Origin of the sequence: Enterobacter sp. Tr-810 (assembly GCF_011752765.1) — a bacterium.
Classification (GTDB): Bacteria; Pseudomonadota; Gammaproteobacteria; order Enterobacterales; family Enterobacteriaceae; genus Enterobacter; species Enterobacter soli.
On record NZ_VWWW01000003.1, the window covers coordinates 352,452 to 379,002 of the forward strand.

The 26,551-nt window shown below is 53.5% G+C and carries 24 protein-coding genes; 11 read left to right on the plus strand and 13 right to left on the minus strand.

The features are described from left to right. The first annotated feature begins 93 nt into the window (after window positions 1–93). Window positions 94–1,254, plus strand: a complete 1,161-nt coding sequence (locus tag F3J30_RS11750) for a pyridoxal phosphate-dependent aminotransferase (RefSeq protein ID WP_166717366.1) — start codon at window positions 94–96, stop codon at window positions 1,252–1,254. On the opposite strand, the gene F3J30_RS11755 is transcribed toward F3J30_RS11750, so the two are convergent. The 3 genes from F3J30_RS11755 to F3J30_RS11765 all read right to left on the minus strand — a co-directional run bounded on the left by F3J30_RS11755 (window position 1,255) and on the right by F3J30_RS11765 (window position 4,164). After that, the gene (locus tag F3J30_RS11755; RefSeq protein ID WP_166717367.1) at window positions 1,255–1,881 is read right to left on the minus strand and encodes a ParB/RepB/Spo0J family partition protein; all 627 of its coding nucleotides are present in this window, start codon (window positions 1,879–1,881) and stop codon (window positions 1,255–1,257) included. Then, window positions 1,866–3,089: a phosphoadenosine phosphosulfate reductase gene (locus F3J30_RS11760; RefSeq protein WP_166717368.1), complete on the minus strand. Its 1,224-nt coding sequence runs from the start codon at window positions 3,087–3,089 to the stop codon at window positions 1,866–1,868. The genes F3J30_RS11755 and F3J30_RS11760 overlap by 16 nt, the downstream gene beginning before the upstream one ends. Before the next feature lie 175 nt (window positions 3,090–3,264). Continuing rightward, entirely contained in the window at window positions 3,265–4,164 is a 900-nt protein-coding gene (locus tag F3J30_RS11765; RefSeq protein ID WP_166717369.1) for a LysR family transcriptional regulator, read from the minus strand. A 636-nt stretch (window positions 4,165–4,800) separates the two neighbouring features. Here F3J30_RS11765 and ahpC point away from each other — a divergent pair. Both ahpC and ahpF read left to right on the plus strand, forming a co-directional pair. Continuing rightward, complete coding sequence (ahpC, locus tag F3J30_RS11770) at window positions 4,801–5,364, plus strand: alkyl hydroperoxide reductase subunit C (protein WP_014069297.1); 564 nt, start codon at window positions 4,801–4,803, stop codon at window positions 5,362–5,364. A 189-nt stretch (window positions 5,365–5,553) separates the two neighbouring features. Beyond that, window positions 5,554–7,119 (plus strand): alkyl hydroperoxide reductase subunit F, encoded by a 1,566-nt coding sequence (ahpF, locus tag F3J30_RS11775; protein ID WP_166717370.1) that lies wholly within the window; start codon window positions 5,554–5,556, stop codon window positions 7,117–7,119. Window positions 7,120–7,177: 58 nt separating this feature from the next. Here ahpF and uspG read toward each other — a convergent pair whose 3' ends face one another. The 3 genes from uspG to rnk form a co-directional block, all read right to left on the minus strand. Continuing rightward, a complete protein-coding gene (gene uspG, locus F3J30_RS11780) occupies window positions 7,178–7,606 on the minus strand; it encodes a universal stress protein UspG (RefSeq protein ID WP_166717371.1) in 429 nt (142 codons plus the stop codon). Between the two features lie 130 nt (window positions 7,607–7,736). After that, a complete protein-coding gene (gene yldA, locus F3J30_RS22705) occupies window positions 7,737–7,826 on the minus strand; it encodes a small membrane protein YldA (protein WP_280960247.1) in 90 nt (29 codons plus the stop codon). Between the two features lie 138 nt (window positions 7,827–7,964). Continuing rightward, window positions 7,965–8,375: a nucleoside diphosphate kinase regulator gene (gene rnk, locus F3J30_RS11785; protein WP_014069300.1), complete on the minus strand. Its 411-nt coding sequence runs from the start codon at window positions 8,373–8,375 to the stop codon at window positions 7,965–7,967. A 253-nt stretch (window positions 8,376–8,628) separates the two neighbouring features. Here rnk and F3J30_RS11790 point away from each other — a divergent pair, with 253 nt between their 5' ends. The 3 genes from F3J30_RS11790 (at window position 8,629) to F3J30_RS11800 (ending at window position 11,016) form a co-directional block, all read left to right on the plus strand. Beyond that, window positions 8,629–9,459: an alpha/beta hydrolase gene (locus tag F3J30_RS11790; protein WP_014069301.1), complete on the plus strand. Its 831-nt coding sequence runs from the start codon at window positions 8,629–8,631 to the stop codon at window positions 9,457–9,459. Between the two features lie 89 nt (window positions 9,460–9,548). After that, window positions 9,549–10,169, plus strand: a complete 621-nt coding sequence (locus F3J30_RS11795; RefSeq protein ID WP_014069302.1) for a flavin reductase family protein — start codon at window positions 9,549–9,551, stop codon at window positions 10,167–10,169. A 1-nt stretch (window position 10,170) separates the two neighbouring features. Further along, a complete protein-coding gene (locus F3J30_RS11800) occupies window positions 10,171–11,016 on the plus strand; it encodes an AraC family transcriptional regulator (protein WP_247650557.1) in 846 nt (281 codons plus the stop codon). Window positions 11,017–11,019: 3 nt separating this feature from the next. Here the strand turns inward: F3J30_RS11800 and ptsP are convergent, their stop codons facing one another. The 7 genes from ptsP to dcuC all read right to left on the minus strand — a co-directional run bounded on the left by ptsP (window position 11,020) and on the right by dcuC (window position 19,725). Beyond that, entirely contained in the window at window positions 11,020–13,515 is a 2,496-nt protein-coding gene (ptsP, locus tag F3J30_RS11805; RefSeq protein ID WP_166717373.1) for a phosphoenolpyruvate--protein phosphotransferase, read from the minus strand. A gap of 22 nt (window positions 13,516–13,537) precedes the next feature. After that, complete coding sequence (ypdE, locus tag F3J30_RS11810) at window positions 13,538–14,578, minus strand: aminopeptidase (RefSeq protein ID WP_166717374.1); 1,041 nt, start codon at window positions 14,576–14,578, stop codon at window positions 13,538–13,540. Then, window positions 14,578–15,663: an aminopeptidase gene (ypdF, locus tag F3J30_RS11815; protein WP_166717375.1), complete on the minus strand. Its 1,086-nt coding sequence runs from the start codon at window positions 15,661–15,663 to the stop codon at window positions 14,578–14,580. Before ypdF ends, ypdE begins: the two co-directional genes overlap by 1 nt. A 13-nt stretch (window positions 15,664–15,676) precedes the next feature. Beyond that, a complete protein-coding gene (locus F3J30_RS11820; RefSeq protein WP_014069307.1) occupies window positions 15,677–16,927 on the minus strand; it encodes a PTS fructose transporter subunit IIC in 1,251 nt (416 codons plus the stop codon). Between the two features lie 27 nt (window positions 16,928–16,954). Next, on the minus strand, window positions 16,955–17,278 hold the full coding sequence (locus F3J30_RS11825; RefSeq protein ID WP_014069308.1) for a fructose PTS transporter subunit IIB: 324 nt from the start codon (window positions 17,276–17,278) through the stop codon (window positions 16,955–16,957). Window positions 17,279–17,451: 173 nt separating this feature from the next. Beyond that, window positions 17,452–18,261 carry a ribonuclease I gene (rna, locus tag F3J30_RS11830; RefSeq protein ID WP_166717376.1) on the minus strand — a complete coding sequence of 270 codons (810 nt, stop codon included), beginning with the start codon at window positions 18,259–18,261 and terminating at the stop codon, window positions 17,452–17,454. A 90-nt stretch (window positions 18,262–18,351) separates the two neighbouring features. Continuing rightward, on the minus strand, window positions 18,352–19,725 hold the full coding sequence (gene dcuC, locus F3J30_RS11835) for an anaerobic C4-dicarboxylate transporter DcuC (protein ID WP_014069310.1): 1,374 nt from the start codon (window positions 19,723–19,725) through the stop codon (window positions 18,352–18,354). Window positions 19,726–20,066: 341 nt separating this feature from the next. Between dcuC and F3J30_RS11840 the strand changes: the two genes are divergently transcribed. From F3J30_RS11840 to F3J30_RS11860, 5 genes are read left to right on the plus strand one after another with little or no spacing between them, the layout of a single operon-like run. Then, window positions 20,067–20,468, plus strand: coding sequence for a hypothetical protein (locus F3J30_RS11840; RefSeq protein ID WP_014069311.1), 402 nt, complete (start codon window positions 20,067–20,069; stop codon window positions 20,466–20,468). 55 nt (window positions 20,469–20,523) lie between these two features. Next, window positions 20,524–20,838 (plus strand): copper-binding protein, encoded by a 315-nt coding sequence (locus F3J30_RS11845; RefSeq protein WP_166717377.1) that lies wholly within the window; start codon window positions 20,524–20,526, stop codon window positions 20,836–20,838. Window positions 20,839–20,849: 11 nt separating this feature from the next. Further along, entirely contained in the window at window positions 20,850–22,106 is a 1,257-nt protein-coding gene (locus F3J30_RS11850; protein WP_014069313.1) for a TolC family protein, read from the plus strand. Beyond that, entirely contained in the window at window positions 22,103–23,308 is a 1,206-nt protein-coding gene (locus tag F3J30_RS11855; protein ID WP_166717378.1) for an efflux RND transporter periplasmic adaptor subunit, read from the plus strand. Before F3J30_RS11850 ends, F3J30_RS11855 begins: the two co-directional genes overlap by 4 nt. Further along, window positions 23,305–26,421, plus strand: coding sequence for an efflux RND transporter permease subunit (locus F3J30_RS11860; RefSeq protein ID WP_166717379.1), 3,117 nt, complete (start codon window positions 23,305–23,307; stop codon window positions 26,419–26,421). Before F3J30_RS11855 ends, F3J30_RS11860 begins: the two co-directional genes overlap by 4 nt. Window positions 26,422–26,551: the final 130 nt, after the last annotated feature.

The following is a 26,551-nucleotide window of genomic DNA, read 5'->3' on the forward strand; positions in this document are numbered from 1 at the left end:
TATATGATATAGACGTCTAAGCGTCTTGATTGCCAAAGACTAACATCGTGTTATAGTGGCAGCAACATAAGTATTACAAGCAGGCACGACACAATGAGCAATAACGTATTGATTCCGCAGAGTAAACTCCCCAACCTTGGCACGACAATCTTTACCCAGATGAGCGCACTGGCACAGCAGCACAATGCCATTAACCTGTCGCAGGGGTTCCCGGATTTTGATGGCCCGGCGTATTTACAGGAGCGCCTGGCGTATCACGTTGCACAGGGCGCAAACCAGTACGCCCCGATGACGGGCGCACCGGCATTGCGCGAAGCCATTGCGGATAAGACTGCGGAGTTATACGGCTACAAACCTGATGCTGGCAGCGAAATCACGGTAACGGCGGGGGCGACAGAGGCGCTGTATGCCGCTATTACGGCGCTGGTGCGTACGGGCGATGAGGTTATCTGTTTTGACCCAAGCTATGACAGCTACGCCCCGGCGGTTGAGCTGTCTGGCGGCGTGGTGAAACGTGTGGCGCTCCAGCCTCCGCATTTCCGCCCGGACTGGCAGGCTTTTGCCGGATTACTGAGTGAGAAAACCCGTCTGGTGATCCTCAATACCCCGCACAACCCGTCAGCAACAGTCTGGCAAAAAGCCGACTTTGCGGCGCTGTGGCAGGCGATTTCGGAACGTGAAATCTACGTGCTGAGTGATGAAGTTTACGAACACATCTGTTTTGCCAAAGAAGGCCACGCCAGCGTCCTTGCGCATCCTGAGCTGCGCCAGCGCGCCATTGCGGTGTCCTCGTTTGGTAAAACCTATCACATGACCGGCTGGAAAGTGGGTTACTGCGTGGCTCCCGCACCGATCAGCGCTGAGCTACGCAAGGTACATCAGTATCTGACATTTGCCGTAAATACCCCGGCACAGCTGGCGCTGGCGGATATGCTAAGAGCGGAGCCAGAGCACTACCGTGAGCTGCCGGAATTCTACCGTGCGCGCCGCGACCTGTTTGTGGATGCCCTGAGTGCCAGCCGTCTGGAGATTTTACCGAGCGAAGGGACTTACTTCCTGCTGGCAGATTACAGCGCGATATCCGACCTGGACGACGTGAGTTTTTGCCAGTGGCTGACCAAAGAAGCCGGCGTGGCGGCTATTCCGTTGTCAGTATTTTGCGCCGATCCCTTCCCGCATAAACTGATTCGTCTCTGTTTTGCGAAACAGGAATCGACGCTGCTGGCGGCAGCAGAGCGTCTGAATACGCTCTGATTATTTCACCGTCCACGCTTCTGAGTAGCGACGGTCTGCAAACAGTTCCAGCAGGCCGTTGATTTGCTTCAGGCGTAACACCTCGTCGTTATCCATTCCCAGTTCCTTGCCAATTTTTTTATCGTTCCAGCCCAGCAACGCCAGTTCGCTTACCAGTTCTGACATTGCATTAATCTGGTGGCGCCCACGCGCGCGGTTATGGCGAATGGTGGCCGCCATCCGGTCAAATTTTTGCTGACGTGTTTTACGCAGGCAAGTGACCGGTAGATAACCTTTTAGCTGACGCTTCATGGCGGCCCTGTTTTTACCGATCTCATGGCGATGAAAACCGTCCACAATCTCGTAATCCTGCGGGGCATTTTCCGTCACCACGATAGGCTGAGTGAAACCGTCGAGCTCCAGCGACGTGCTGAGCAGGCGCATTTCCGGTGGTGCAACGTTGTTAGGGTTGTAATCATTCGCGGTGATGCTGTCTTGTTTAACCCACAACACGCAGTCGATGGGTTGCTCGCGAAAAGGGCTATTGTTGTGAATGGCCTGACGAAATGCATTGATGGCATCGATACACTCCGCTTCCGGTAGCGATTGCAGATAGCTTTCCATTTCAGTGATCAATCGTTGTTGCATAAGATCCCCCATTTCTGACGTTTCGATTTTATCCGTTCGCTATAGCGCTGATAATGCTTGGGTTTGTTTGGGCTAAACGAGAGTGCCCGGCACCAGTAGTCGTTATTCAGAATGACTTTGCAGACGCGCCGCCAGGAGGGGATATCTTTTGCCCCAATGTCGCCTTCCTGGGTATCGGGGATATCCTCCATTCCTCTCTTTTGATACCAGTGCAGATAAATCGCGATTTTGTTGCGGTAATGCTCAGCCGTTTTTTGCGGCATACTGTCGAGCAGCAGCATGGCGTACTCTCGCCAGCAAAGGTGATCAGGTTTGAGGATTTTGCGGTGGCCGTAAAAGTGGTTATCCTGCCCGGCGTAGATACCTCCGCTACGCGCACCGCTGACCCGTTCGCACATGGCTGCCCAGCGTTCCGGCTCGACAACATGGTAGAGCCACAGTCCCTGGCGCTGCTCAGGACCAAAAGGTTCGCAAATACGCATATAGCGTGGCGGCACGCCCGCCTGAAACATCAGGTTGTAGAGTGGGTTATAGCTATTACCTGTTTTCGCAAACCACGTCCAGATATCCGCCGTTTTCCAGTCATAGAGCGGGTAGATATACCAGGCATGTCCACCTGGCGAGGTTGTGGTCCAGGGTTTATCGTCAGCAAAGCGCTTTTTACGCGCGTTAGCGATAGTCAGAAAACGGTTGTAGGATTCATCGGCGCGAATGCCAACCATCACCGCTGCGGGGCGATGTTGGGAAAACCAGTCGGAAAACCCACGAACAAAGGCTTCAAATGTCATCCCTGGCTGATAAAAGTCAAAGTAATCGGGGTCGGTAATGGCCTCTTCAGGTGGTTGTCGTACCCAGTTTATACCTGGCTCCCAGCACTGCCATTCAGGTTGAAACTGAGACAGGGCGTTTTGCGTTGTAAGCGGTAGTGCAACCCACCAGCATTTCTCAATAACATCGGCGTATTGCTGTTTCATGTTATTCACATGCTGAATGGTGCATGTGAACTGTGCCTCCCAGTCAATAAATAACAGATGAATTTTCTTGCCCTTTTTTCGGGCCTGCTGGGCCGTTAAATGGAGCATGATCGTGGAGTCCTTCCCGCCGGAAAATGAAACGCAGACTCTGGGTAAATTATCAAAAACCCAGTTAATACGGTCCAGAGCGGCTTCAAGGACATTTTTATCTAGTGGATATTTATACATTGACATATGCAAACTCCTCCTGGATATAAAAACCGGATAGGGCGTGTCAATACAGGAAGAGAGTAATAGTAGTGAAAAATTAAGACAGGTAAATGAAAAAAAGAATTGTTTTTATGATCTATAAATGACGGTTATATTTTGGCGAGATTGTAATAGCTGTGACAATCACAGCTATTTTCAGTTATTTCTCAGTGATTTTCTCAATGAACGCGGAGAATACCGAGCTGTTCAGTGCTGAACGGTTATAAATCATGAACACTTCTGTGATGGGAAGTGTGTAAGGACCATCAATTTTTTTTAGCCTTAATACGTCTTTGTATTTTTCATACAGAACCTCAGGTACATATCCGACTAAATGTGAAGCGCTGATCATGGTGATAATTGAGGAAAGTGAGTCGCAGCGAAAACTGATGGTTTTGTTGGCATATATATGCTCAATCTTAGACTGATACGTCTTGATGCCGGGTTCGTTACTCAGGAAAAACGTGAATTTTTCTTTCTGGAGTTCCTCCACCGTGGCGGTATCTTTGATGCGCGGATGATCCTGACTGCACACAAGAATGACTTTGTATTGTGCGTAGGGAACACAGACCATCGAGCGGTTGTTTACAGGTGCCATAGAGAAGATCAAGTCTGCTTTGCGGTAAGCGAGCAGGTCTTCCGCGGAGTTCGCGGAAAGCAGCATATCATGAAGCTCAATTTCATAATTATGCTCTCTCATCAACAACTTCAATGGATATAGAAAGTTATTTGAAGTCAGAGCCTGTGGGCAATAGACGATAAAATTCTTTTTCAACTCTGAGCCGTGCATAATGTTAATGGTTTGCTCAAGCTGGTTGAGGTTTTGCTCAAGATGATGATGCAGATTGGTTCCAACAGTGGTCGGTGTGATCCCTTTACCGGAACGAATAAACAGAGGGTCGTTGAGCTGAGTGCGCAGGCGCTGGAGCGACTGACTGACTGCCGAAGGAGTGATAAAGAGTGTTTCAGCCGCCTTGCTGATACTCAGGTGCTGGTAGATACACTCGAAAATAACCAACAGGTTAAGGTCGAATTTTTTAAGATCATAAAGATTTGCCATGTTTCATCCTGAGTGAGTTGCATTGCGTTATCACATCACCGATAACTATAGAACGAAGTTAACCATTTACCATCCGTGCGGTTAAATCGCTTAATCTAACTTGAACCAAGACTAAATATATCACGAAGACAGATTAATGAAATAAAACTTCAATCTTGATTAAGATGTTTTTATCTTTAAAAGTAAAAAACAAAATGAATAAAAATGGTTTCATTTATATGTTGATACTTAAATATCACTCGTTTTTATTTTCCCAGATCATAAGTTTCACCCTTTAAGAGACGAACTGTTCGATAAAACCTATCACAGCCATAGACCAGAATGCCTCTGCGATGCATTGCCCAAAGCGTAAACGGGTGTTGTAATCAGGACGCTGTTACGACCTTGAACTAAAGGTATGTAGAGCGCAACGCAACGCCAGTGTTTCTGGCACTGAAAGTTCCTGTGGGAAGTTCAGGTATCAGGGCCGCCCACCAGGGCGGCCTTTTTACTTTGGAGTTTTTAATCATTCAGTTCACATGGTTGGTTCGTCCGGGTTGTTAGGTATGGCTGATTGATTTGATAAAGCAAACGCATTAGCCCACTCGGTAAAAGTTGGTTACCTTACATCTCAACGAAAACACGGAGGAAATACAGATGTCCTTAATTAACACCAAGATTAAACCTTTTAAAAACCAGGCGTTCAAAAACGGTGAGTTCGTAGAAGTCACCGAGAAAGATACCGAAGGCCGCTGGAGCGTCTTCTTCTTCTATCCGGCTGACTTTACCTTCGTATGCCCGACTGAACTGGGTGACGTTGCAGATCACTACGACGAATTGCAGAAACTGGGCGTGGACGTTTACTCTGTATCAACTGACACCCACTTCACCCACAAAGCATGGCACGGCAGCTCTGAAACTATCGCGAAAATCAAATACGCGATGATCGGCGACCCGACTGGCGCCCTGACCCGTAACTTCGACAACATGCGTGAAGATGAAGGCCTGGCAGACCGCGCCACCTTCGTTGTTGACCCGCAAGGTATTATCCAGGCAATCGAAGTTACCGCTGAAGGTATCGGCCGTGATGCATCTGACCTGCTGCGTAAAGTGAAAGCGGCTCAGTATGTTGCCTCTCACCCAGGCGAAGTTTGCCCGGCAAAATGGAAAGAAGGCGAAGCAACGCTGGCTCCATCTTTAGATCTGGTTGGCAAGATTTGATTCTGTAACGCCTGGCGGCGCTGCGCTTGCACAGGCCTACAACAACCGTAGGCCGGGTAAACGAAGTGCCTCCCGGCAATCCATGGGCGCACCCCGCGCCCATTTCATTCCAGCACCATGATGCAAGTTGCATTCAGGCCGCCTGTATAAGGCAGCTTGCATGATGACGTTTTAAGAGAGGGAAGAACAATGCTCGACACTAACATGAAAACCCAGCTCAAGGCCTACCTTGAGAAACTGACTAAACCTGTTGAGCTGATTGCCACGCTGGATGACAGCGCTAAATCGGCAGAGATCAAGGAACTGCTGACAGAGATCGCCGAACTGTCAGCAAAAGTGACCTTCAAAGAAGATAACAGCCTGGCAGTACGTAAACCGTCTTTCCTGATAACTAACCCAGGTTCAGACCAGGGGCCGCGCTTTGCCGGTTCCCCACTGGGGCATGAATTTACCTCACTGGTGCTGGGACTGTTGTGGACCGGTGGCCATCCGTCGAAAGAAGCGCAGGCGCTGCTGGAGCAGATCCGCGATATCGATGGTGATTTCGAATTTGAAACCTATTACTCGCTCTCCTGCCACAACTGCCCGGACGTAGTGCAGGCGTTGAACCTGATGTCGGTATTGAACCCGCGTATTAAGCACACGGCGATTGACGGCGGTACCTTCCAGAATGAAATCACCGATCGCAACGTGATGGGTGTTCCGGCGGTATATATGAATGGTCAGGAGTTCGGCCAGGGCCGTATGACACTGACGGAAATCGTTGCCAAAGTGGATACCGGCGCAGAAAAACGTGCGGCAGACGAGCTGAACAAACGTGATGCTTACGATGTGCTGATTGTTGGATCCGGCCCGGCGGGTGCAGCGGCGGCAGTTTACTCCGCACGTAAAGGCATTCGCACCGGTCTGATGGGCGAACGCTTTGGCGGCCAGGTGCTGGATACCGTGGATATCGAAAACTATATCTCCGTACCGAAAACCGAAGGCCAGAAACTGGCGGGCGCCCTGAAGGCTCACGTCAGCGATTACGAAGTGGATGTGATCGATAGCCAGAGTGCCAGCAAGCTGGTTCCGGCGGCGGTTGAAGGCGGCTTACACCAGATTGAAACCGCCTCCGGCGCGGTGCTGAAAGCACGCAGTATTATCATTGCCACCGGCGCAAAATGGCGCAACATGAATGTGCCTGGCGAAGATCAGTATCGCACCAAAGGGGTGACCTACTGCCCGCACTGCGATGGCCCACTGTTTAAGGGTAAACGTGTTGCGGTAATTGGCGGCGGTAACTCCGGCGTGGAAGCGGCAATCGACCTGGCGGGCATTGTTGAGCATGTGACGCTGCTGGAGTTTGCGCCAGAGATGAAAGCGGACCAGGTGCTTCAGGATAAAGTGCGCAGCCTGAAAAACGTCGACATCGTGCTGAATGCGCAGACCACAGAAGTGAAGGGCGATGGCAGCAAAGTGACGGGGCTGGAATACCGCGACCGCGTAAGTGGTGATGTGCATAGCGTGGCGCTGTCGGGCATTTTTGTACAGATTGGCCTGCTGCCGAACACCACCTGGTTGGAAGGGGCAATTGAGCGTAACCGCATGGGTGAAATCATCATCGACGCGAAATGCGAAACCAGCGTGAAGGGCGTATTTGCGGCGGGCGACTGCACCACCGTACCGTACAAACAGATTATCATCGCTACCGGTGAAGGCGCGAAAGCCTCTCTGAGCTCGTTTGATTATCTGATCCGTACGAAGACAGCATAATAAAAGAAAGTAAGACGACACCTGCAATACTATAAGGCCACCGAAAGGTGGCCTTTTTTTATCTGACGACCAGCACCGGGATGTGGGTATGACGGATCACGCTGGAGGCATTCGAGCCCAGCAGGTGAGTGGTAATCGATGGATTTCGTGAGCCGATGACGACCATATCCGCTTTCAGTTCGTTCGCCAGCTCATTCACGGCATCACGCACGTTGCCAAACCTGACATGCGTTTTGATGCGGGCCGGATCGATGCTGAAATGCCCCACCATGGTTTGCAAACGCGTTTCGGCTTCGTGTTGCAAATGCTCTTCGAAACGCCGCACGTCGGCAGCAAAACGATGCAGACTCAGGCTGGCGGACCCCGGTAAAACATGTAAAAGATGAATAACTCCGTTCTGCTGCGCAAGGAACTCGGCGTGGCGTACGGCCTTATCGCTTAGCTCCATCTCAAAAACATCAACTGGCATTATGATTCTCTGATACATACCCGTTTCTCCTTGTTTATAAACGCTAAAACCATTCAAGCACAAAATAATAGTGGTTTCTGATAGCTGTCTGGCACTTTTTCATGCCATACATTTATTTACTGTTTGAGAGGTTAAGCAGAAAGAGGGGTTACCAGTGACGTTCAAGATAAAGCACGGCCATGACGATAATCGCCAATAAAAACAGGAAAAACAGTACGATAGCCAGTTCTTCGAGCATGACCGTCCCCGCGGCACCAAAACAGATTAAGCGTGGATTAAGGGGGTTTTGCACGATATAAGACAAATGGGTGAATTTCGGAAAGAGGATGCGCGGGCATCCTCCGGGCAAAGCGGTGAGTCGCTTGTTCAGAAGGGATTAACGAAGGTAATCGCCGGCCGCTTCCGGCTGGTAAAGCAGTTCGAGCACTTCAAGATGCGCAGAAGTACCGCCAGGTAACTCCCAGTGGATGGTGTCGCCGGTACGCAAACCAATTAACGCTGCACCCACAGGAGCCAGAACGGAAAGCTGCGTGCTGCTGTCGGTCATTTGCGCCGGGTAAACCAGGGTGCGGGTTCGCTCTTCACCGGTGGTCAGGTCGCGGAATTTCACCTGGCTGTTCATCGTCACCACGTTATGTGGCATCGACTCAGGCGTACACATTTGCGCCCGATCCAGCTCCGCATTGAGCGCATCGGCAATCGGCAATGCTGCAAATTCTGGCTTCTCAAGAAGCCTGTCGATACGTTCTGCGTCGAGTTCATTAATGATAATAGTGGGTCTGGACATTTATTACTCCATGTCGTTAATGCTGCGTGTAACGCAGAAACCAATCCAAAAGAAAACCCTCGCCGTCTGGCAGCGAGGGTTTAACTCTCCCGATGATACTCACTGAGCACGCAAGTTTGAAGTGATGAAGGTCACATTCATCGGTCATATGAATTTTTGGCGAAAAACGTGATCACTCGCAAATTTGCATTATCCTTTTTAAGCGCCCTTATCAGGCGACTATCCGCATTCAGTGTTCCGTTGAGGAGATCTCATGAGCGATTACGACAAACTTACCTTGAAAGACGGCAGTTATTTGCATTTTAAAGACTGGGGCAGTGGGCAACCCATTGTGTTCAGTCACGGCTGGCCGCTGACGGCTGATGCCTTTGAAGATCAAATGTTGTTTCTGGGGTCAAAAGGATTTCGTGTGATTGCGCATGACCGGCGTGGCCATGGCCGTTCGGCGCAGCCGTGGGACGGGCATAATATGGATCAGTATGCTGACGACCTGGCTGAACTGACGGCACATCTTAATCTGAAAGATGCGGTGCATGTGGGTCATTCAACAGGCGGTGGGGAAGTGGCGCGTTATATTGGCCGTCATGGCACACAGCGTGTCGCGAAAGCGGTGCTGATTGGCGCGGTTACGCCGATTATGATCAAAACCGATTTCAACCCAAATGGGGTGCCGAAAGAGGTGTTTGATGGTATTCGGGAAGGCGTGGTTAACGATCGTGCGGCATTCTTCTATGAACTGACCGCCGCGTTTTACGGCTATAACCGCCCGGGCGCGAAAGAGTCAAAAGCGGTACGTGAAAGCTTTGTGGAGCAGGGACTTCAGGGATCAATTAAAGCACTGTATGACTGTATCAAAGCTTTCTCGGAAACCGACCTGCGCGGCGATCTGAAAAAGATGACCATCCCGACGCTTGTGATCCACGGTGATGACGATCAAATCGTACCGATCGATACCTGTGGCCGCGTGGCGGCGGAGATCCTGCCAGACGCGCAGCTTAAGGTTTATGCGGGCGGCTCGCACGGCATCTGCACCACTCATAAGCACCAGATTAACGACGATTTGCTGAAATTTATTCAGTCTTAATTTCTGGCGGATTGCGTTACGCTGAGTGTCCTGAAACAGGGCAATGAGCGAAGCGTAATTCGTGTCTGCCCCACCAATGAGAGAGCAACATGTATTTCTACCAACCTTCTCAGGGGCACGGCCTGCCGCATGACCCGTTGAACGCCATTATCGGCCCACGCCCGATTGGCTGGATCTCCTCTTGCAGTAAAGAGGGTCAACTGAACCTCGCGCCTTATAGCTTCTTTAACTGCTTTAACTATCGTCCGCCGATCATCGGTTTTTCCAGCAATGGCTGGAAAGACAGCGTTCGAAATATTACTGAAACCGGCGAGTTTGTCTGGAACCTGGCAACGCGTGACCTTGCCGAAGCGATGAATGAAACGTCTGCCACGCTTCCCCACGGCGAAGATGAATTTACCTTTGCAGGATTAACCCCCGTTGCCAGCCAGCTGGTGAATGCGCCACGTGTGGCGGAAAGCCCGGTGAATTTTGAGTGTCGCCTGTCGCAGTGCATTCAGCTGACGGGAGCCGATGGCACGCCGGTGGACACCTGGCTGGTGTTGGGAGAGGTGGTCGGTATTCATATTGCCGAAACGCTGCTGGAAGAGGGCATTTACCAGACTGCGAAGGCGCAACCGATTCTGCGTGCGGGCGGACCGACGGCTTACTATTCCATAAGTGACAGCCACCGCTTTGACCTGGTGCGCCCTGATGCACGCAGGGGATAAGATGTCTGATAGCCGGCTTCCTGCCGATCAGCAGTTTTTTGCCGACCTGCTTAGCGGGCTGGTGCTGAACCCGCAGCAACTGGGACGTGTCTGGTTTGCGCACTCACCCGCTTCAGCCCCGGCCGGGAGTTTCCGTCTCGAATGGCCGCGGCTTGACGTGGTGCTGCGCGGTGTTTATGGCAATCCGCTGATCCCTGAGCAAAAAGCGATCCGTCAGGGAGAGATGCTGTTTATTCCTTCTCAGGCGGTAAATATGCCGCTGTTTGAAAAGCCGGTTATGCTGTTGAGCATTGTCTTTGCACCTTCCTGGCTGGGGCTGGCGTTTCAGGCTCCCCACAATGAACAGTCGCAGCGGAAAATGGAGCTCCCTTATCCTGAAAAAGGTGAGTGTGCGGCTATGCTGATGGCGCTCACGTACCTGAGCGCGTCACCGCAGGATCAGGACATCATTCAGCCTCTGGTACTCAGCCTGCTTCACTGGTGTCGTAAAGCCGTCTCTTCACGTCCTGAGCCTGGGCTCTCGCGGGGCGATTTTCTTTATCAGAGTATTTGTAACTGGCTGCAAGATAACTATGCAGAAGTGGTTTCGCGCGAAAGCGTTGCGGCGTTGTTTAACATTTCCCCTAACCATTTGTCGCGCTTGTTTTCACAGCAGGGGACGATGAGTTTTGTCGATTACGTTCGCTGGGTACGAATGGGGAAAGCGCGCACCATCCTGCAAAAATACCATCTGCCGGTAAGCGAGGTGGCGAAGCGCTGCGGTTATCCTGACAGCGATTATTTTTCCCGACTGTTCCGACGTCAGTTTGGACTGACGCCGGGGGAGTATCGCGCGCGTTTTCAGTAGCGGTCAGAAGCTGATTTCGGCGTTCAGCAATTCCAGGAGGCTATGCGGTGAATCCGCTGCGAACAGCGCCTCACGAAATGCTTTATTGACCAGCTTACGTGCCAGTTGGGAGAAGACTTTGACGTGGTTAATCCCTTCCTGGGTACCGAGCGTCAGCATGATAACCAGCCCGACGTCACCCATATCTGACTCCCAGTCAATTGGCTTTTCCAGGCGAACGATGCTAATGCTGGAGTGTCGGATCCACTGAGACTTGGTGTGCGGAATGGCCACCCCAAACCCGACGGCCGTCGTAACAATCTCTTCGCGCTGCCAGAGATCTTCCTCCAGCTCCAGCGGGTTTTCGGTGCGGCCCTGAATAGCCAGATTACCGCACAGAAACTGGAGCACCTGCTCTTTTGAGGTGAGCGGCTCGTTGAATACGATAGTCTCCAGCGCCAGTAACGGGCGCGAGGGTTCTTCCGGGGTAAAATCACCCAGTAACGTTTCGATTTCCTCGGCACTGCGACATTCACAGGCCTTCTCTGCGAGCTCCCGGCAGGCATCGTTTTCAAGCACGCGAAGCTGTGCTTTTACCGCCGGAATACGGGGCCTGCTCATGCTGAACTCATCAATGCCCAGCCCCAGAAGAAGAGGAAGATAACGGCGTTCGCCGCCAAGCTCGCCGCATATCCCGACCCATTTTCCATGGCGGTGTGCTGCGGTGACAATCTGGCGCACCATGCGTAAAAACGATGGGGTAATCGGATTATAGAGCGGGGAAACCCGCGGGTTGTTGCGATCGACCGCGTAAAGATACTGGGTCATATCGTTTGAACCAATGCTGAAAAAATCGACCTCCTCGCAGAAGTGGTCGATGATAAAACAGACGGACGGCACTTCGACCATAATCCCCAACGGCAGGTGTGAGGTATGCCGTAGCCCTTGCGATACCAGCTCCTCACGGACTTTTTGCAACTCTTGTTTAACCCACAAAATTTGATCAAGGCTGTGCACCATTGGGATCATTAACAATGCATTGCCGCTGGCACCTGCGCGTAAAATAGCGCGAAGCTGAGTGCGAAACAGATGAACAAACTCCGGATAAATGCGTACCGCGCGATAGCCGAGGAATGGATTCTCTTCCTGCGGAATATTGAGATACGGGATCTGCTTATCGCCGCCAATATCCATGGTGCGGAAGATGACCGGTTTACCCACCGCCGAGAGCAACACCTGCTGGTAGGCTTCAAATTGTTCCTGCTCGTCCGGAGCTTTATCGCGATCCATATAGAGCATTTCAGTACGAAACAGGCCAACACCCTGCGCACCGCAGGCAAATGCGCCGGGTGCTTCCAGGGCACTGCCGATATTCGCCGCGATATCTACCGGAACGTTATCCCGGGTAAGGGCTGGCAGCCCGGCGTCTTTGATTTGCTGCTGGTGGCGAATGTCGGCAAGGCGTTGCGCTACGCTGTAGTAGTGATGAACGGCCTCGTTGGGCTCCATTATCAGTACGCTACAGATCCCGTCCAGAATCACCGGTTTTCCTGTAAAGGGTTCCAGTGAGGCCACCGTCATGCCGCTCAGCACTGGAATCGAGGCGGCGCGGGCGAGAATTAAGGTGTGCGAGGTACGGCCCGTTTTTTCCAGTACCATCCCTTTCAGGTATCGGGTATCGAGGCTTAAAAACTGGCTGGGGGTTAAATCTTCCGCCACCAGAATGGTGGGCTCGTTCATGATAAAGGCAGATGCAGACTGAAGTTCAGGCCAGGTGATGCTCAGCAGTTGTTCAGTAATGTCGCGGATATCACTGACGCGCTCGCGAAGGTAGTCGCTTGCCGAGAGCGAAAGCTTATTGCAGATCTGCTCCATGTTACGAATGATCGCCTCAGCAAGGCTCAGGCGTTCTTCATTCATCAGACGGCGGATGTTGCCACCGAACTCGTCATCCTGAATCAGCGACAGATGGGCGCTGATAATCGTTTTACTTTCGCCGCCCAGCCCGCGCAGACGCTGGTTGAGTTGTTCCGCCAGCGTGGCCAGGCTGTGTTCCAGGCGCGTAATATCTTCCGGGGATGCCGGGTTCTGGCGATAACGTTGCAGGTTATCGCTCTGCCAGCCCCGCAATGTACCGGCGCCAATACCGCTGGCCAGCGTGATGGCGTGCTGAAGCTGCGGGTTGAGCCGCACGAGAGAGCGGGGAAGGGGATGCGCAACGTGCGGCGCATCGCCAGATGGGATACTGTCGCTGTCGATAAATGCCGAATTGACGTACATCTCAAGCGCGCGTCTTGCCTGCTCTTCGTCGCTACCGCTGATTTCCAGCACGCAGCTGTCGTTAAACAAGGTGCCTGTACTGATCAGCGCCAGCGAACTTTTGCCATCGGCGTGGGTGTTGAGCCGTTTATTGATAAACCGAATATCGCTGCGCCACGCGCTACACTGCTCTTTTAACGCCCAGGCCGGACGCGCGTGCAGGCCGTTAGGGAGTGGGCAGAAAAACTCAATCGAAAGCATACTTCCTCCTGACTGCGTGAGATCAGCATCTGAAATCCGTCAGATGAGCCACGGTCTCACGGTTCATACATGCCGCCAGCGCGACAAGCAATTGATGGGTGTGGTCTATGTCTTTTTCATCGGCAATGGATGCCGCGCAATGTCCATGTCGGGTTGGGGGGCCCAGCACCACGGTCGGCACGCCAGTGCCGGACAGGTGTACCGCACCGCCGTCGGTTCCTCCGTTGCTGAACATATCTTTTTGCAACGGGATCCCTAAGGGACGCGCCACCTTTTCAATGAACGCCGTCAGTTTTGGCGGCGCAATAAGCGTCTTGTCATACAGCACCAGCATCGGCCCTGCGCCAATCTGGCGGTGATTTGCGTTGCCATAATCGAAGTTTTTTGACCAGCAGGCGGTATCGAGCACCAGCGCGATATCGGGATGAACGGCCCGGGTAGCAGTCTGCCCGCCGCGCAAGCCCACCTCCTCACTGGAACTTGCTACCAGCCAGAGCTCACAGTCGAGCGGGGCCCGGTGCAGTTCGCGCAGAAGAGTCATTAACAAGTAACAGCCCAGACGGTCATCGAAGGCTTTGCCCATCACCCGGTTGTGGGGAAGGAGGTGAAAAGGCGTATCAAAGGTGACTGAGTCGCCGGCATCAATACCACAGGCAAATACCTCTTCCGCGGAGGTTGCGCCAATATCGACGCGCAGGTTTTCGACCGAACTGCCTTTCACATCCCCATCCAGCAGTCCAGGGATTTTGACGCCAGCGCGCGTGGTGATCCGTACCGGCTGAAGTGTGCGCGCCATCATGCGCACATTGCCAATTGGCAGAACATCAATAGCCCCTTCCCGGGATATGCTGCGCACCATAAAACCGACTTCATCCATATGGGCGCAAATCATCACCTTCGGCCCGTCGCTCTGGTTAACGCGAATCAGGACAGAACCCAGGCCGTCAAACTGCACCTCTTTGTGGTACTTATGCGCTTGTGCGATCAGGATGTTGCGCACCTCCTGCTCTGAGGCGGCAATGGCATCGGCTTCGCTTAACGCGCGCAGTAATTCTCTGTCCATCAGTGTTCCCCCGTCAGCATCAGTGTTTTGTCCATGGTGTAGAGCACCTCTGCGCCCGTTTCGGTCACCAGTACTACATCCTCAATGCGTACACCGCCAAGCCCTTCAAGATAGATGCCGGGTTCGACGGTCAGCAACATGCCGGGCCGCAGGAGTGTGATATCGGTTGGGGAGAAGCGCGGGTTTTCATGGACATCTATGCCGATGGCGTGCCCGGTATTGTGACCAAACTGCGGGCCATAACCGGCGCGCTCGATGACCGAGCGTGCCGCGCTATCAATCTGATAGCAGGGAACGCCCGGGCGAATCGCATGGATTGCGGCGAGTTGTGCCTCCAGCACGGTCTGGTAGAGGGCATAAAGCGGATGATCCTCTGGACTCTGGTTTAGACCGGCGACAAGGAACGTCCTCGTCATATCCGAGCAATATCCCTGGTGTTGGGCGCCAAAATCGAGGGTGACAAACTCTCCGGCCATCAGCACTTTGTCCGATGCTTTCCCGTGCGGTAACGCGCCGCGTGCCCCGCTGGCAACGATGGTGTCGAAAGAGGGTTTATCCGCCCCCTGTTGTTTCATAAACCACTCCAGCTCGGCGGCAACGTCGCGCTCGCGCATTCCCGGCTGGATAAAGCGCCGGATATGTTGCGCGGCGCTGTCGGCAATCCGGCACGCCGCACGGATATGCGTGATTTCTTCCGCGCTTTTTATTTGCCGCAAATCGTCGAGGGAGATACTGCAAAGCGTCGCATTAAGCGCATCTCGCCACTGGCAGCCCGTGTGCCAGCTGACGTGATCGCCTTCGAAGCCGATTCTGGCGAGGTGTTCATCGGCAATAAGACGATTTATCGTGATGCTAAACGGGTTAGCGGCATCGATCAGATGCATCTGGTAGCCCGCCGTACGCGATGCGATATCGTTGTAGTAGCGAAAATCCGTAAGGATATGCGCACTCGTTCGCGTTACCAGCACGTAACCTGACCCGGTTGAAATGCCCAGATGAGGCTGTTTGTTCTGACGCGAGGAGATCAGCACGCCATCCAGTTTTTCTGCTGCCAGGCAGTCGCGAAGCCTTGTCAGTAAATCCATCTCGTTAACTCCGTTACAGCGTATCGATGGCGAGTTTTCCGCGCTTATGCATGTTATTGCGGATAGCCACTACCAGCAGGGCAGTAATAACGGCCCCCACCAGGATGCTGAGCATGTAGGCGCCCAGATTCGTGACCAGCGGCCACGCCCAGATGGCGGATTCCGGGAACCACTGAACGGCACCGAGTGCAGTCGCAGTCATTGCCCCGGCGATAGCACCCGTCATGTAAGCAGGCAGCGTAGCGAGCGGGTTTTCCAGCAGGAACGGAATTGCCCCTTCGCTGATCCCCATAAATGCGAGGAACATGGCGGTTTTCCCTTGCGGATAGAGCTGCGGGCTGAACAGACGTTTGCCGGTCAGTCGGTGGTCGATAAGCGTAGCCAGACCCAGGCCAATCGGTGGGATGACGATGGCCACGGCGCGTGAGGTAATCGGCAGCACGTGATCGGTAGTTAACCCCAGGCCGACAAAACCGGCCGCCTTGTTGATTGGCCCGCCGAGGTCAATGGCGGTTGCGGCGGCCATGCCAATGGCATACATCATCGAACCTGCCTGGCCTGCGGCGAGCAGCAGAGCGCGCATTCCGGCATTTAACCAGCCGCCAATTGGGGTGATGACGTAGTACATCGCCAGCATCACGAACAGCGCGGACAGAATAGGGATCAGGAAGGTACTTTTGAATGCCAGCAGATACTGCGGCACATTAATACGGGTGTTCAGCCATTTCACCAGATAGCCTGCCGCAATCGCAATAATCAGCGCACCAATAAAGGTGGACGGCACGGGTTTGGTGGCAAGCCAGGTGAGTTTTTCAGGATCAAAGTTCAATACCAGCGTTGGCTGGGTGGCGACCAGGCCACCAATAAACCCGGCCGGGAAGGCCAGCTTACCGCCGATAGAGTTAGCGACAAACGCCGAGAACATCGGGATCGCAAAACTAAACAGCAGCCCGCCGAACGATTCTGTCAGATACCCGAATTTTAATACGGAGAGGTTAAAACCGGTGAATTTGCCTGAGTTCAGCGCATCCATAATGCCGGTATCCGGCGGGATTTCCAGCCAGACATAGGCGATAAGTTGTGAAATGGCGAGGATCACCCCGCCCATAATCAGCGTTGGCACCATGCGGGAAATTCCCGACATAATGTGCTGTGGAAGTTCTTTCCAGAAGGTATTGCCTGTTACCGTGGGCGTTGATTTGATGGCGAGTGTACCGCCTTCATGATTTTCCGGGCGAACCGCACTGCGTTTTTTAATTGCCATGACGAAAACCCCTGAGTGTGAAGATTATTATTGTTCTGCGGCAATCAGCTCTTCGATCTCTTTCAGGGTGCCTGGCGCATTTTTGATGGCATCCTGAAGCGTGATTTCGTAAACATCGCGCGTTTCAAAACGTTCGTTATCTTCCGGGGTGATAGCGATGGCATGGATGATGATGTCGGCTTCGGCAATATCTTGCGCCGTTAAGCGATTCTGAATACCGTCCGCGCCCTGGGTTTCAATTTTGACTTCATAACCCGCTTCTACCGCGGCTTCTTCCAGTGCCTGAGCGGCCATAAAGGTATGTGCCAGTCCCATTGGGCACGCGCACAATGCAATCAGTTTTTTAGCCATGTGAAATTCCTCCAGTTGATGTCGATCCGATTATGGCGGTGAGGTTTGACCGGTGTTTATCGGATAAATGATGCAATAGCTGGAGAAATGAAGCAGGTGCGCGGAAGTGTGACGTTTATCGTCATATAACGGAAATCAATGAAATACCGGGCGAATGTCCGCCCGGTAGAAGATCAGTAGCCGACTTTATCGATAACGAACTGTTTGCCACAGTTGCCCGGGTGAGGCTGCGGCGCAAAGGATGATGCAGAGAGAGGCGCATTGATGGTGCCGGCGTTCAGCGAGAGCTGTATTTCGGTGAGATAGGCCGGATTACCGTTGCAGGTCAGTTTGACGGCTTTGATACTCTCTTTCCCCCAGCCCTTGCCGACGGCATCATCAAAATTGCTACGGTTAACGGTCTTACCGTAGTTATCCGACAGAAATTGCCCCAGCGGGCTGCTTTTCACTTCCTGGTTCATCCGCACCATGGTGCCGAAATAGGCGTCGGGGTCGAAGCCAAAGCAGACGCCATGTTTGGCATATTCGTAGCGCTCAAGACAAGAATTACCGCCAGCTCCCGGCATCACGCTATTGAGCTTAGCTGCCCCCGACAGGGATAACCCGGTTTCGGCGGCGGAACATTTACGGCTGGCTTTTACTTCCGGCATGTTGGGAATTGGGCGCGTGGCGCAGCCATAACGCATCCAGCGGCGTTCATCCACTCCGCGCGAGGCAATGGATTTTGGCAGGCCCGGCCACAGACCGTGCACGGTCAGGAAATCGGTTTTGGTCTTGCTCTCTTTTTGCAGGCGACACTCGTCCGGTTCGTTACGGTTGCGCTCGACCATGCTCTGACAAAACCCGGTTTGCCAGGAGAGCGCCAGAACGTAGCGATCGAAATCCCCGTACTGTGTTGCCTTAAGAGGCTCAGCCTGTGTGGAGAAAACGCAGAGTGCAAGCGCCAGAGCGCCAGACGGAAAAACAATATCCTTCCTGAACATTTGAATTCCTGAATGATTGAAAACGGATTATTTCTGGAAGTTATTAAAGCACAAAAAGCGCCCGCAGGCGCTTTTTTGCGGGGGAAGAACTTATCCCACCGCCGTGCCTGGTACCAGCACTTCGGTGGCAATGATGACCACGATCAGGCCAACAAGGACGGGAACAGAGGTCCGTTTCACCACTTCAAACGGCGATATTTTTGCCATCCCGGCAACCGCAACCACCACACCGGAAACCGGGGAAATGGTGCGGCCCAGGTTGGACGCCTGCAACATCGGAATGGACAGATACGCCGGGTTGATTCCGGAGGAGTGCGCCAGTTTAGGGATCATCTCAACAAAGGCGTAGAACGGCGCATTACCGGAACCGGTGGTCATCGCGGCCAGCATGGTCAGGACCACCAGCACCAGCATCAGGATAATGCTTGCTGAGCCGAAGGAGGTTGCAATGGAGATCAGGCTCTGGATAAAGCCGATGGTGCTCAGCCCCTGGGCAAATACGCCAGCGGCAACCAGCAGCATTACTACGCCTGCAAAGGCATCCGCCATACCGCGGTAGGCCACTTCCAGCCCGGAAAACACTTTCTGTGTATTGAAGCCACGTACAAATTCCAGCACCGCCGCCAGCAGAATACAGATCACCAGGATCGTAATGATATGCAGCTGTGGGCCCCATTTGCCGTCAAAAATCAGCACGCCAATAATCGGTGTAAAAGGCAGGATGGCGTAGAAGGTTGGCGCGGTCGTGGTGATTTCAGCCACATCCAGCATTTCGTGGCTGATGTTCTCTTTTTTGTCGAGATAGCGCTGCCAGAAAAAGTGAGCAATCGCCATGGCGATAATGGCGGCAATCGAGATAGGCAGCGTGGTTTTAAACGCAAAATCGATCAGCGACATTTCGGCGGCTTTCGCAGCCAGCACCACATCACCGGAAGTTGGCGAAAGAATAATGGCTGCCGGAGAGGCGCAAATAGCGGCCGCTGCGCCACGGCTGATCCCCACGTTGACCATGATAGGGAACAGTGTTGCCATTAACAGCACGCCAAGACCGGTGGCAGAAGAGACGGCCAGTGACATCAGGCAGGCCAGAAAATACGCGGCGATCATCAGCAGGTAAGGGGAGTTGATGAATTTCAACGGTCGGGATGCCAGCTTAACGACCATATCATTCGCGCCGATGTGGGTCATAAATGCTGCAAAACCGCACAGCATCATGATCATCATACCCAGGTCGCCGCCACGGCTCATGAGCAGGATTTTGATGTATTCGACAATGTCGGTCGCGGTATAACCCGTGCTGGTTTCGCTGGCGGGTAAGACTTTATGGCCCATTAAGGCGCTAACAATGAGCAGCGTCAGGCCGCCGACAAATAAAACCCCTGTGGCTGAGTAGCCTTTAATGATGTAGCGGGCTACACCGACAATGACAACGACTCCGATAAGGAGCTCGATAAACGTAAGCATGGTTTCCCCTGTATCCCTGCTGCCCGAGAGCACAAATAATCAATAAAAAAGAAGGATGAAATGTGCCGAATTAATGGTCTGCCATTGCTGATTAAAATCAATAAATATACTACTAAAGGAGAGAGTAACGATATTTTGCCATTGCCCTAACATTTGCATCGTGGCGATATTGACTCATTGCATCATTATTATATGTCATGGAAATGATATTGAAGTGTTAATGTATTTGAGGCTATTTATCAGGGGGTTGATAAAGAACGTAAATCTCATTAAAAGCACTTTCTATTCCTTCTTTACCCTGCATATACTCTGAGCACTTTTTTCAACCTGATGACGCCGATATGCACGCCAGCTGGACTTATCGCCTGCGCTTTTTCAAAAAACATCTGCTGATGTTTTTGATAGCCTTTGGCTGGCTGTTGATCCAGAGTCAGGTTGCTGTTGCCTCTCACGATTGTTCTATCGACCTTCGGGGTAACGTCGCGGCAATTCAGCATATGGATATGATGGCTAAACCTGGCCCTGTTCATACTGCTGATGTCTCGCCGCTGTGCGAAAAGCACTGTGTGCCCGATCAGGCGCCAAAAGATCCCGCTCAGCCTCAACTGGTGGCACTACCTGCCGCCATGACCCTTACCCTGAATACGCCAGATTGCACGGTTGTACGTCAGTCTGCCTGGTCAGTCACCCCGCCCGCAGTGGGGCCACCGGCAACCATTCGGTTTTGCCGGTTCAGAGAATGAAAAACCTGTTAATTCGTTGATTTTATTTTAATTTACGTTTAACAGGAGCTTTATCATGCGTGCTTTATTCCTTTCCGCGCTGCTTGGCGCGTCCGTCTCTTTTTCTTCTTTTGCCGTCCAGGCGAATGAGGTGTCCACTCCGGCTGCACAACGCTGGCAAGGCCATGGCGTTGTTCAGGCGTTTTCTGCACAGTCCGTCACTCTCGAACATGACGCCATTCCTGAACTGAAATGGCCTGCCATGACGATGCCCTTCACCTTGTCATCCGGTGCTGCGCTCAATGGCGCGAAACCCGGCGACCGGGTGACGTTCATCCTTGAACGTTCAGGCGACGGATTCCAGATCGTCTCGCTGACGCCACAGCGCTAAGCGAGGACTTCATGAAACAACACACACTGGGCCTGTGGCTCGGTGGGGTGATGTTCGGGTTAATCAGCTCCGCCGTACAGGCGGAGCCGTGGACGCTCGACCAAACCCTGACCGAAGCGCAACGCTATTCCGCGGAGTTATCTGCCAGCCGTAATGAAGCACAGGCGCTGGATGCGATGGCGGATTCCGCGACTCAACTACCCGACCCCAAACTGAAGTTTGGAATTGAAAACGTACCGGTGCAGGGGAACAACGACAGGCGTCTGACGCGTGAAGGCATGACCATGCAAAAAATTGGCATCATGCAGAGCTATGTCAGTTCCGAAAAACGTGAACGTAAAGCGCAAACCTTCCAGGCACAGGCGCGAGGCGTGCTGGCCAAAGGAGAGGCTATTCGCGCAGCGCTTCAGCGCGATACCGCCCAGGCCTGGCTCGAACTGGCGTTAACGCAGCAGGCGCTGAAAAAAGCGAAAGCGCTGGTCAGTGAAACCGGGCGTCAGCGTGGTGTGCAAAAGGCAAGCGTGGGGGCGGGCAGTTCTACGCCAGACAGCGTACTGGCGCTGCAAATGACTCTGAGCGCAATGCGCGATAAAGAGACGCTTGCTCAGCGTGATGTGCAACTGGCGCAAAGCCGTCTGTTTCAGCTGACGGGGCAAACCATCACCGATGTGAGCGGGCCTTTGCCGCGTTACCAGCGGCTTCCCGCCGATGAAAAAACACTGGAGGAGGGAATAGTGCAGCACCCGGAAGTGGAAGCCGCCCGCCGGGAGGCCGACACCGCGAAAGCCCGCTCCGCGCAATCGGCCATTGCCGCCATACCTGACGTGGATGTTGAGGTGTTCTACGCCCATCGCGCGGAAGGCTATGACGATATGGCTGGGGTGATGTTCAGCGTTGATTTGCCGATTTTCCAGTCCAAAAGGCAGGACAAAGATTATGCCGCGGATGTCTCCCGGTCGATGCAGGCCGTAGACCAGCTCACGCTGATTAAACGTGAGCATATCGCGCAGGTGCAGTCGCTGGTGGCGCAGTATCAGGCGGCACAAACCTTATGGCAGCGTCAGAGTGAGGAGATCCTCCCGTTACAACGGCAACGGCTGGATGTGCTGACGGCGCAGTATCGTTCGGGACAGTCCGAACTACCTGCGTTACTGGAAGCACGCCGTAGCGTGCTGGATACGGAGCTCGCGGCGAATCAGGCGGAGCGTGAGATGGCGCGTAACTGGGCGGCGATCCAATGGCTGATCCCACAGGAGCTGGCAAAATGAAAACAACGACCTTAACCGCAGTCGCGATTGCGGTGTTAGTGGCAGCCGGGGGCGGCTATTTTGTGGGGCAAAAGCAGTCTCATCAACCTGAGGCGCAGCCGCAACCCACTGAGCGTAAAGTACTTTACTGGTACGATCCCATGATGCCCGGCCAGCGTTTTGATAAGCCTGGAAAATCCCCCTTTATGGATATGCAACTGGTAGCGCGCTATGCCGATGAGGAAAAGGCAGCGGCTGGCGTTGGGATCAGCGCGCAGCAGCAACAAAATCTGGGCATGAAGACAACGAAAGCCCAGTTGCACCAGCTGAATGTCCCGTTCTCCGCTTTCGCCACGGTATCAACGGATGAACGGGGAGTGACCGTGGTTTCAGCGCCCGCCAACGGCGTGGTGAAACGGTTGTATGTCAACGCCCCGCAGCAGCAGGTGAAAGCCGGTGAAGCGCTGACGCAGCTGTGGATCCCACAATGGACCACCGCACAACAGGAATATCTGGCGGTACGTCAGCTTGGCGATGCCGGGCTGACCCGCGCCGCACGTGAGCGACTGGCGCTGCAATTTATGCCAGAGGAGGTGATCCGGGCGCTGGAACGAAGCGGCAAACCGCAAACCACGCTGACGCTTAGGGCGGCGAAAGCAGGATATGTCGTTAAGCTGGATGTGCGTGAAGGCGCGCAAATTACAGCCACGGCGCCGCTGTTTGAAATCGCCAGTCTTGATCCAGTGTGGCTGGTTATTGATTACCCGCAAACGCAGGCGCAGTCCCTGAGCGTGGGCACTGAAGTGGTTGCCACGACGCAGAGCTGGCCGGGTGAGCAATTCCACGGCACGGTCAGTGAACTACTCCCGCAGATGGAAACCACCACGCGAACGCTGAAAGCGCGCATCGTGCTGAACAACGCCGGGCAGAAATTAAAACCCGGGATGTATCTCAGCGTATCGCGCGCCCAGACAGCAGAACGCCCGCCAGTGCTTGCTGTACCTGAAGAAGCGGTCATCAACAGCGGGGAATCCACACGCCTGCTGCTGGCTACCGGGGACGGCTATTTCCGCCCGGTCAATGTCAAAACAGGGTTGACTACCCAGGGCTGGACGGAGATCACATCAGGCCTGAAAGAGGGCGATGACGTTGTCACCTCAGGGCAGTTCCTGATTGATTCAGAGGCGAATCTGCGCAGCGTGATGCCGGAGGTGACCCAATGATTGCCGCGGTGATTCGTGCTTCATTACGTAACCGGCTGCTGGTGATCCTGGCGGCACTGATTATGGCCGGGTGGGGCTGGTGGGCGGTGCAACGTGCGCCGCTGGATGCGCTTCCCGATCTTTCTGATGTGCAGGTTATTGTCAAAGCCAGCTATCCCGGCAAAGCGCCACAGGTGATAGAGGATCAGGTGACCTGGCCGCTGACCACATCGATGCTCTCTGTGCCGGGGGCTAAAACGGTGCGCGGCTTTTCCATGTTTGGTGATGCCTATGTCTACGTGCTGTTTGAAGATGGCACGGACTTGTACTGGGCTCGCTCCCGCGTGCTGGAGTATTTAAGCCAGGTGCAGTCGCAATTTCCGGCGGGAGTGAAAGTCTCGCTGGGGCCAGACGCCACCGGAGTGGGCTGGATTTACGAGTACGCCCTTGTCGATCGCAGCGGAAAACACAGCCTGGCAGACCTGCGAGCTATTCAGGACTGGACGCTGAAGTTTGAGCTTAAAACCGTGCCGAACGTGTCGGAAGTCGCCAGCATTGGCGGGATGGTGCGTCAGTATCAGATTGTGGCCGATCCCGCCAGGATGCGTGCGCTGAACATTACGCATAGCCAGCTTTCCAGCGCAGTGCAGGCGGCCAACAAAGAGAGTGGCGGCGCATTGCTGGAAATGGGTGAGGCTGAGTATATGGTGCGCACCACCGGCTATTTGCGGTCGCTGGATGATTTTCGCAACGTGGTGATCGCCAGCCGGGACGGGGTGCCAGTGCTGCTAAAAGACGTCGCGACCATTGGATTTGGCCCGGAAATTCGCCGGGGTGTCGCAGAGCTAAATGGTGAGGGCGAGGTTGCCGGTGGCGTGGTCGTGATGCGCTATGGGCAGAATGCGCTGGACACCATTCACGCAGTGAAAGCAAAGCTCAGTGAATTGCAGAAAACGTTGCCAGAAGGGGTGGAAATTGTCCCGGTCTATGACCGCTCAACCCTGATTGAAGAGTCGGTTAAGACGCTGACACATAAGCTGCTGGAAGAGTTTGCGGTCGTGGTAGTGGTATGTGCGCTGTTTTTATTCCATTTCCGTTCGGCGCTGGTGGCCATCGTCTCTTTACCGTTGGGGATCCTGGGTGCATTTGTGGTGATGCACTATCAGGGGATCAACGCGAACATCATGTCGCTTGGCGGGATCGCTATTGCTATCGGGGCGATGGTCGACGCCGCGATTGTGATGATTGAAAACATGCACAAAGTGCTGGAGCAATGGCGGCATGATAACCCGGATAAAACACCGTCGTCCGGGGATTACTGGCACCTTGCGGAGCGCGCCGCCGTGGAAGTCGGTCCGGCTCTGTTTTGCAGCCTGCTTATCATCACCTTGTCGTTCATTCCGGTGTTTTCGCTCGAGGCGCAGGAAGGGCGAATGTTTTCCCCGCTGGCGTTTACCAAAACCTGGTCAATGGCGGTGGCGGCAGGGCTTGGCATTACCCTGGTGCCGGTGCTGATGGGCTATTTTATTCGCGGCCAAATCCCTGATGAAAAAGCCAACCCCATCAACCGGGTGCTGATCCGTCTGTATGAACCTTTGTTGGATAAGGTGCTTTCATTCCCGAAAACCACGCTGATGCTGGCGTTTGCGCTTTTGGTGGCGACACTCTGGCCGTTAAGCCGCCTGGGAAGTGAGTTTATGCCACCTCTGGATGAAGGGGATTTGCTGTATATGCCATCCACGCTGCCAGGCATTTCCGCCCGCGAGGCTTCGCGGTTGTTGCAGCAAACAGATCGCCTGATTAAAAGCGTACCGGAAGTGGAAAGCGTATTTGGTAAGGCCGGAAGGGCAGAATCGGCAACCGATCCGGCGCCGCTCACCATGCTGGAAACGACTATCCACTTTAAGCCGCGTGATCAGTGGCGCCCGGGAATGACAACGCAAAAACTGGTCGAGGAGCTGGATAAAACGGTGTCCGTCCCCGGCATTGCTAACGTGTGGGTTCCCCCTATTCGTAACCGACTGGATATGTTGGCCACCGGGATCAAAAGCCCGGTAGGCATTAAGGTGAACGGCAATAACATTGCGGATATCGAGCGGGTCGCCCAGCAGATTGAACAGGTGGTGAAGCAGGTGCCAGGCGTCACTTCGGCCCTGGCGGAACGTCTGGCGGGTGGGCGCTATGTGGATATTCGTATCGACAGGCAAAAGGCTGCGCGATACGGCGTGTCCGTTGATGAACTACAAAGCATGGTTTCTACCTTAGTGGGTGGCGATAACATTGGCGAAGTCATTCAGGGGCGTGAGCGTTATCCCATCAACCTGCGCTACCCGCGAGACCTTCGTGATAATGTGGATAAACTGCGCGTCTTACCCGTGATCGCCGCGAACGGCAGCCAGATTGCGCTTGGCGAGCTGGCGGATATCGTGGTGACGGAAGGCCCGCCAATGTTGAAAAGTGAAAATGCGCGACTGTCTAACTGGATTTATGTCGACCTGCGCGGGCGAGATCTGAAGTCAGCGGTAGATGAAATGCAAAAGCGGGTGGCGGAGCAGGTTGTTTTACCGCAGGGCGTGTCTCTCTCCTGGTCCGGACAATTCGAATATCTTGAGCGGGCCACGGCGAAGCTAAAAATAGTCCTGCCAGTGACTCTCATGATTATATTTATACTGCTTTGGTTAACCTTTAAACGCGTTTCAGATGTCCTGATAATAATGGGGACATTACCGTTTGCACTTATTGGGGGCGTGTGGTTGCTGTGGCTGCTTGAATATAATCTGTCGGTGGCGGGGGCGGTAGGATTTATCGCGCTTTCCGGTGTCGCGGCAGAATTTGGCGTAATAATGGTGCTCTATTTAAATCATGCGCTGGATAAGTACCGTCTGCGGGAACCTGACGGCGGAAGTGCAATGGTTATGCGTGCTATCCATGAAGGAGCTGTGCTTCGCGTTCGCCCGAAAGTAATGACTGTTGCCACCATCATGGCAGGGCTGCTGCCGATTATGTGGGGGGGAGGCAGCGGCTCGGAGGTGATGCAACGCATCGCGGCGCCAATGATAGGCGGGATGGTGACTGCGCCATTGCTGTCAATGCTGGTTATTCCTGCGCTGTATAAATTGTTACATCGACGTTAAATATGCATCCTGTATGCGCTTATTCAGGCATACAGGACGACTCAACTTAAGAATATTCCCAGAACGAGTGGTGTTAATTAGGAATAACGCTGATGTCGTTAAGTTATCATTCAACTATTCTATGGTAAAC

Bases quoted from the DNA above. Each gene is read 5' to 3' on its own strand.
- rna (WP_166717376.1), bottom strand. From the start codon at position 18,261: ATGTTCAGGAAGGATATTGTTTTTCCGTCTGGCGCTCTGGCGCTTGCA.
- F3J30_RS11755 (WP_166717367.1), bottom strand. From the start codon at position 1,881: ATGCAACAACGATTGATCACTGAAATGGAAAGCTATCTGCAATCGCTA.
- F3J30_RS11850 (WP_014069313.1), top strand. From the start codon at position 20,850: ATGAAACAACACACACTGGGCCTGTGGCTCGGTGGGGTGATGTTCGGG.
- F3J30_RS11825 (WP_014069308.1), bottom strand. From the start codon at position 17,278: ATGGCTAAAAAACTGATTGCATTGTGCGCGTGCCCAATGGGACTGGCA.
- uspG (WP_166717371.1), bottom strand. From the start codon at position 7,606: ATGTATCAGAGAATCATAATGCCAGTTGATGTTTTTGAGATGGAGCTA.
- dcuC (WP_014069310.1), bottom strand. From the start codon at position 19,725: ATGCTTACGTTTATCGAGCTCCTTATCGGAGTCGTTGTCATTGTCGGT.
- F3J30_RS11840 (WP_014069311.1), top strand. From the start codon at position 20,067: ATGCACGCCAGCTGGACTTATCGCCTGCGCTTTTTCAAAAAACATCTG.
- rnk (WP_014069300.1), bottom strand. From the start codon at position 8,375: ATGTCCAGACCCACTATTATCATTAATGAACTCGACGCAGAACGTATC.
- F3J30_RS11855 (WP_166717378.1), top strand. From the start codon at position 22,103: ATGAAAACAACGACCTTAACCGCAGTCGCGATTGCGGTGTTAGTGGCA.
- ypdE (WP_166717374.1), bottom strand. From the start codon at position 14,578: ATGGACAGAGAATTACTGCGCGCGTTAAGCGAAGCCGATGCCATTGCC.
- F3J30_RS11860 (WP_166717379.1), top strand. From the start codon at position 23,305: ATGATTGCCGCGGTGATTCGTGCTTCATTACGTAACCGGCTGCTGGTG.
- F3J30_RS11820 (WP_014069307.1), bottom strand. From the start codon at position 16,927: ATGGCAATTAAAAAACGCAGTGCGGTTCGCCCGGAAAATCATGAAGGC.
- F3J30_RS11790 (WP_014069301.1), top strand. From the start codon at position 8,629: ATGAGCGATTACGACAAACTTACCTTGAAAGACGGCAGTTATTTGCAT.
- F3J30_RS11845 (WP_166717377.1), top strand. From the start codon at position 20,524: ATGCGTGCTTTATTCCTTTCCGCGCTGCTTGGCGCGTCCGTCTCTTTT.
- F3J30_RS11750 (WP_166717366.1), top strand. From the start codon at position 94: ATGAGCAATAACGTATTGATTCCGCAGAGTAAACTCCCCAACCTTGGC.
- ahpC (WP_014069297.1), top strand. From the start codon at position 4,801: ATGTCCTTAATTAACACCAAGATTAAACCTTTTAAAAACCAGGCGTTC.
- ahpF (WP_166717370.1), top strand. From the start codon at position 5,554: ATGCTCGACACTAACATGAAAACCCAGCTCAAGGCCTACCTTGAGAAA.
- F3J30_RS11760 (WP_166717368.1), bottom strand. From the start codon at position 3,089: ATGTCAATGTATAAATATCCACTAGATAAAAATGTCCTTGAAGCCGCT.
- yldA (WP_280960247.1), bottom strand. From the start codon at position 7,826: ATGCTCGAAGAACTGGCTATCGTACTGTTTTTCCTGTTTTTATTGGCG.
- ypdF (WP_166717375.1), bottom strand. From the start codon at position 15,663: ATGGATTTACTGACAAGGCTTCGCGACTGCCTGGCAGCAGAAAAACTG.
- F3J30_RS11765 (WP_166717369.1), bottom strand. From the start codon at position 4,164: ATGGCAAATCTTTATGATCTTAAAAAATTCGACCTTAACCTGTTGGTT.
- F3J30_RS11800 (WP_247650557.1), top strand. From the start codon at position 10,171: ATGTCTGATAGCCGGCTTCCTGCCGATCAGCAGTTTTTTGCCGACCTG.
- F3J30_RS11795 (WP_014069302.1), top strand. From the start codon at position 9,549: ATGTATTTCTACCAACCTTCTCAGGGGCACGGCCTGCCGCATGACCCG.
- ptsP (WP_166717373.1), bottom strand. From the start codon at position 13,515: ATGCTTTCGATTGAGTTTTTCTGCCCACTCCCTAACGGCCTGCACGCG.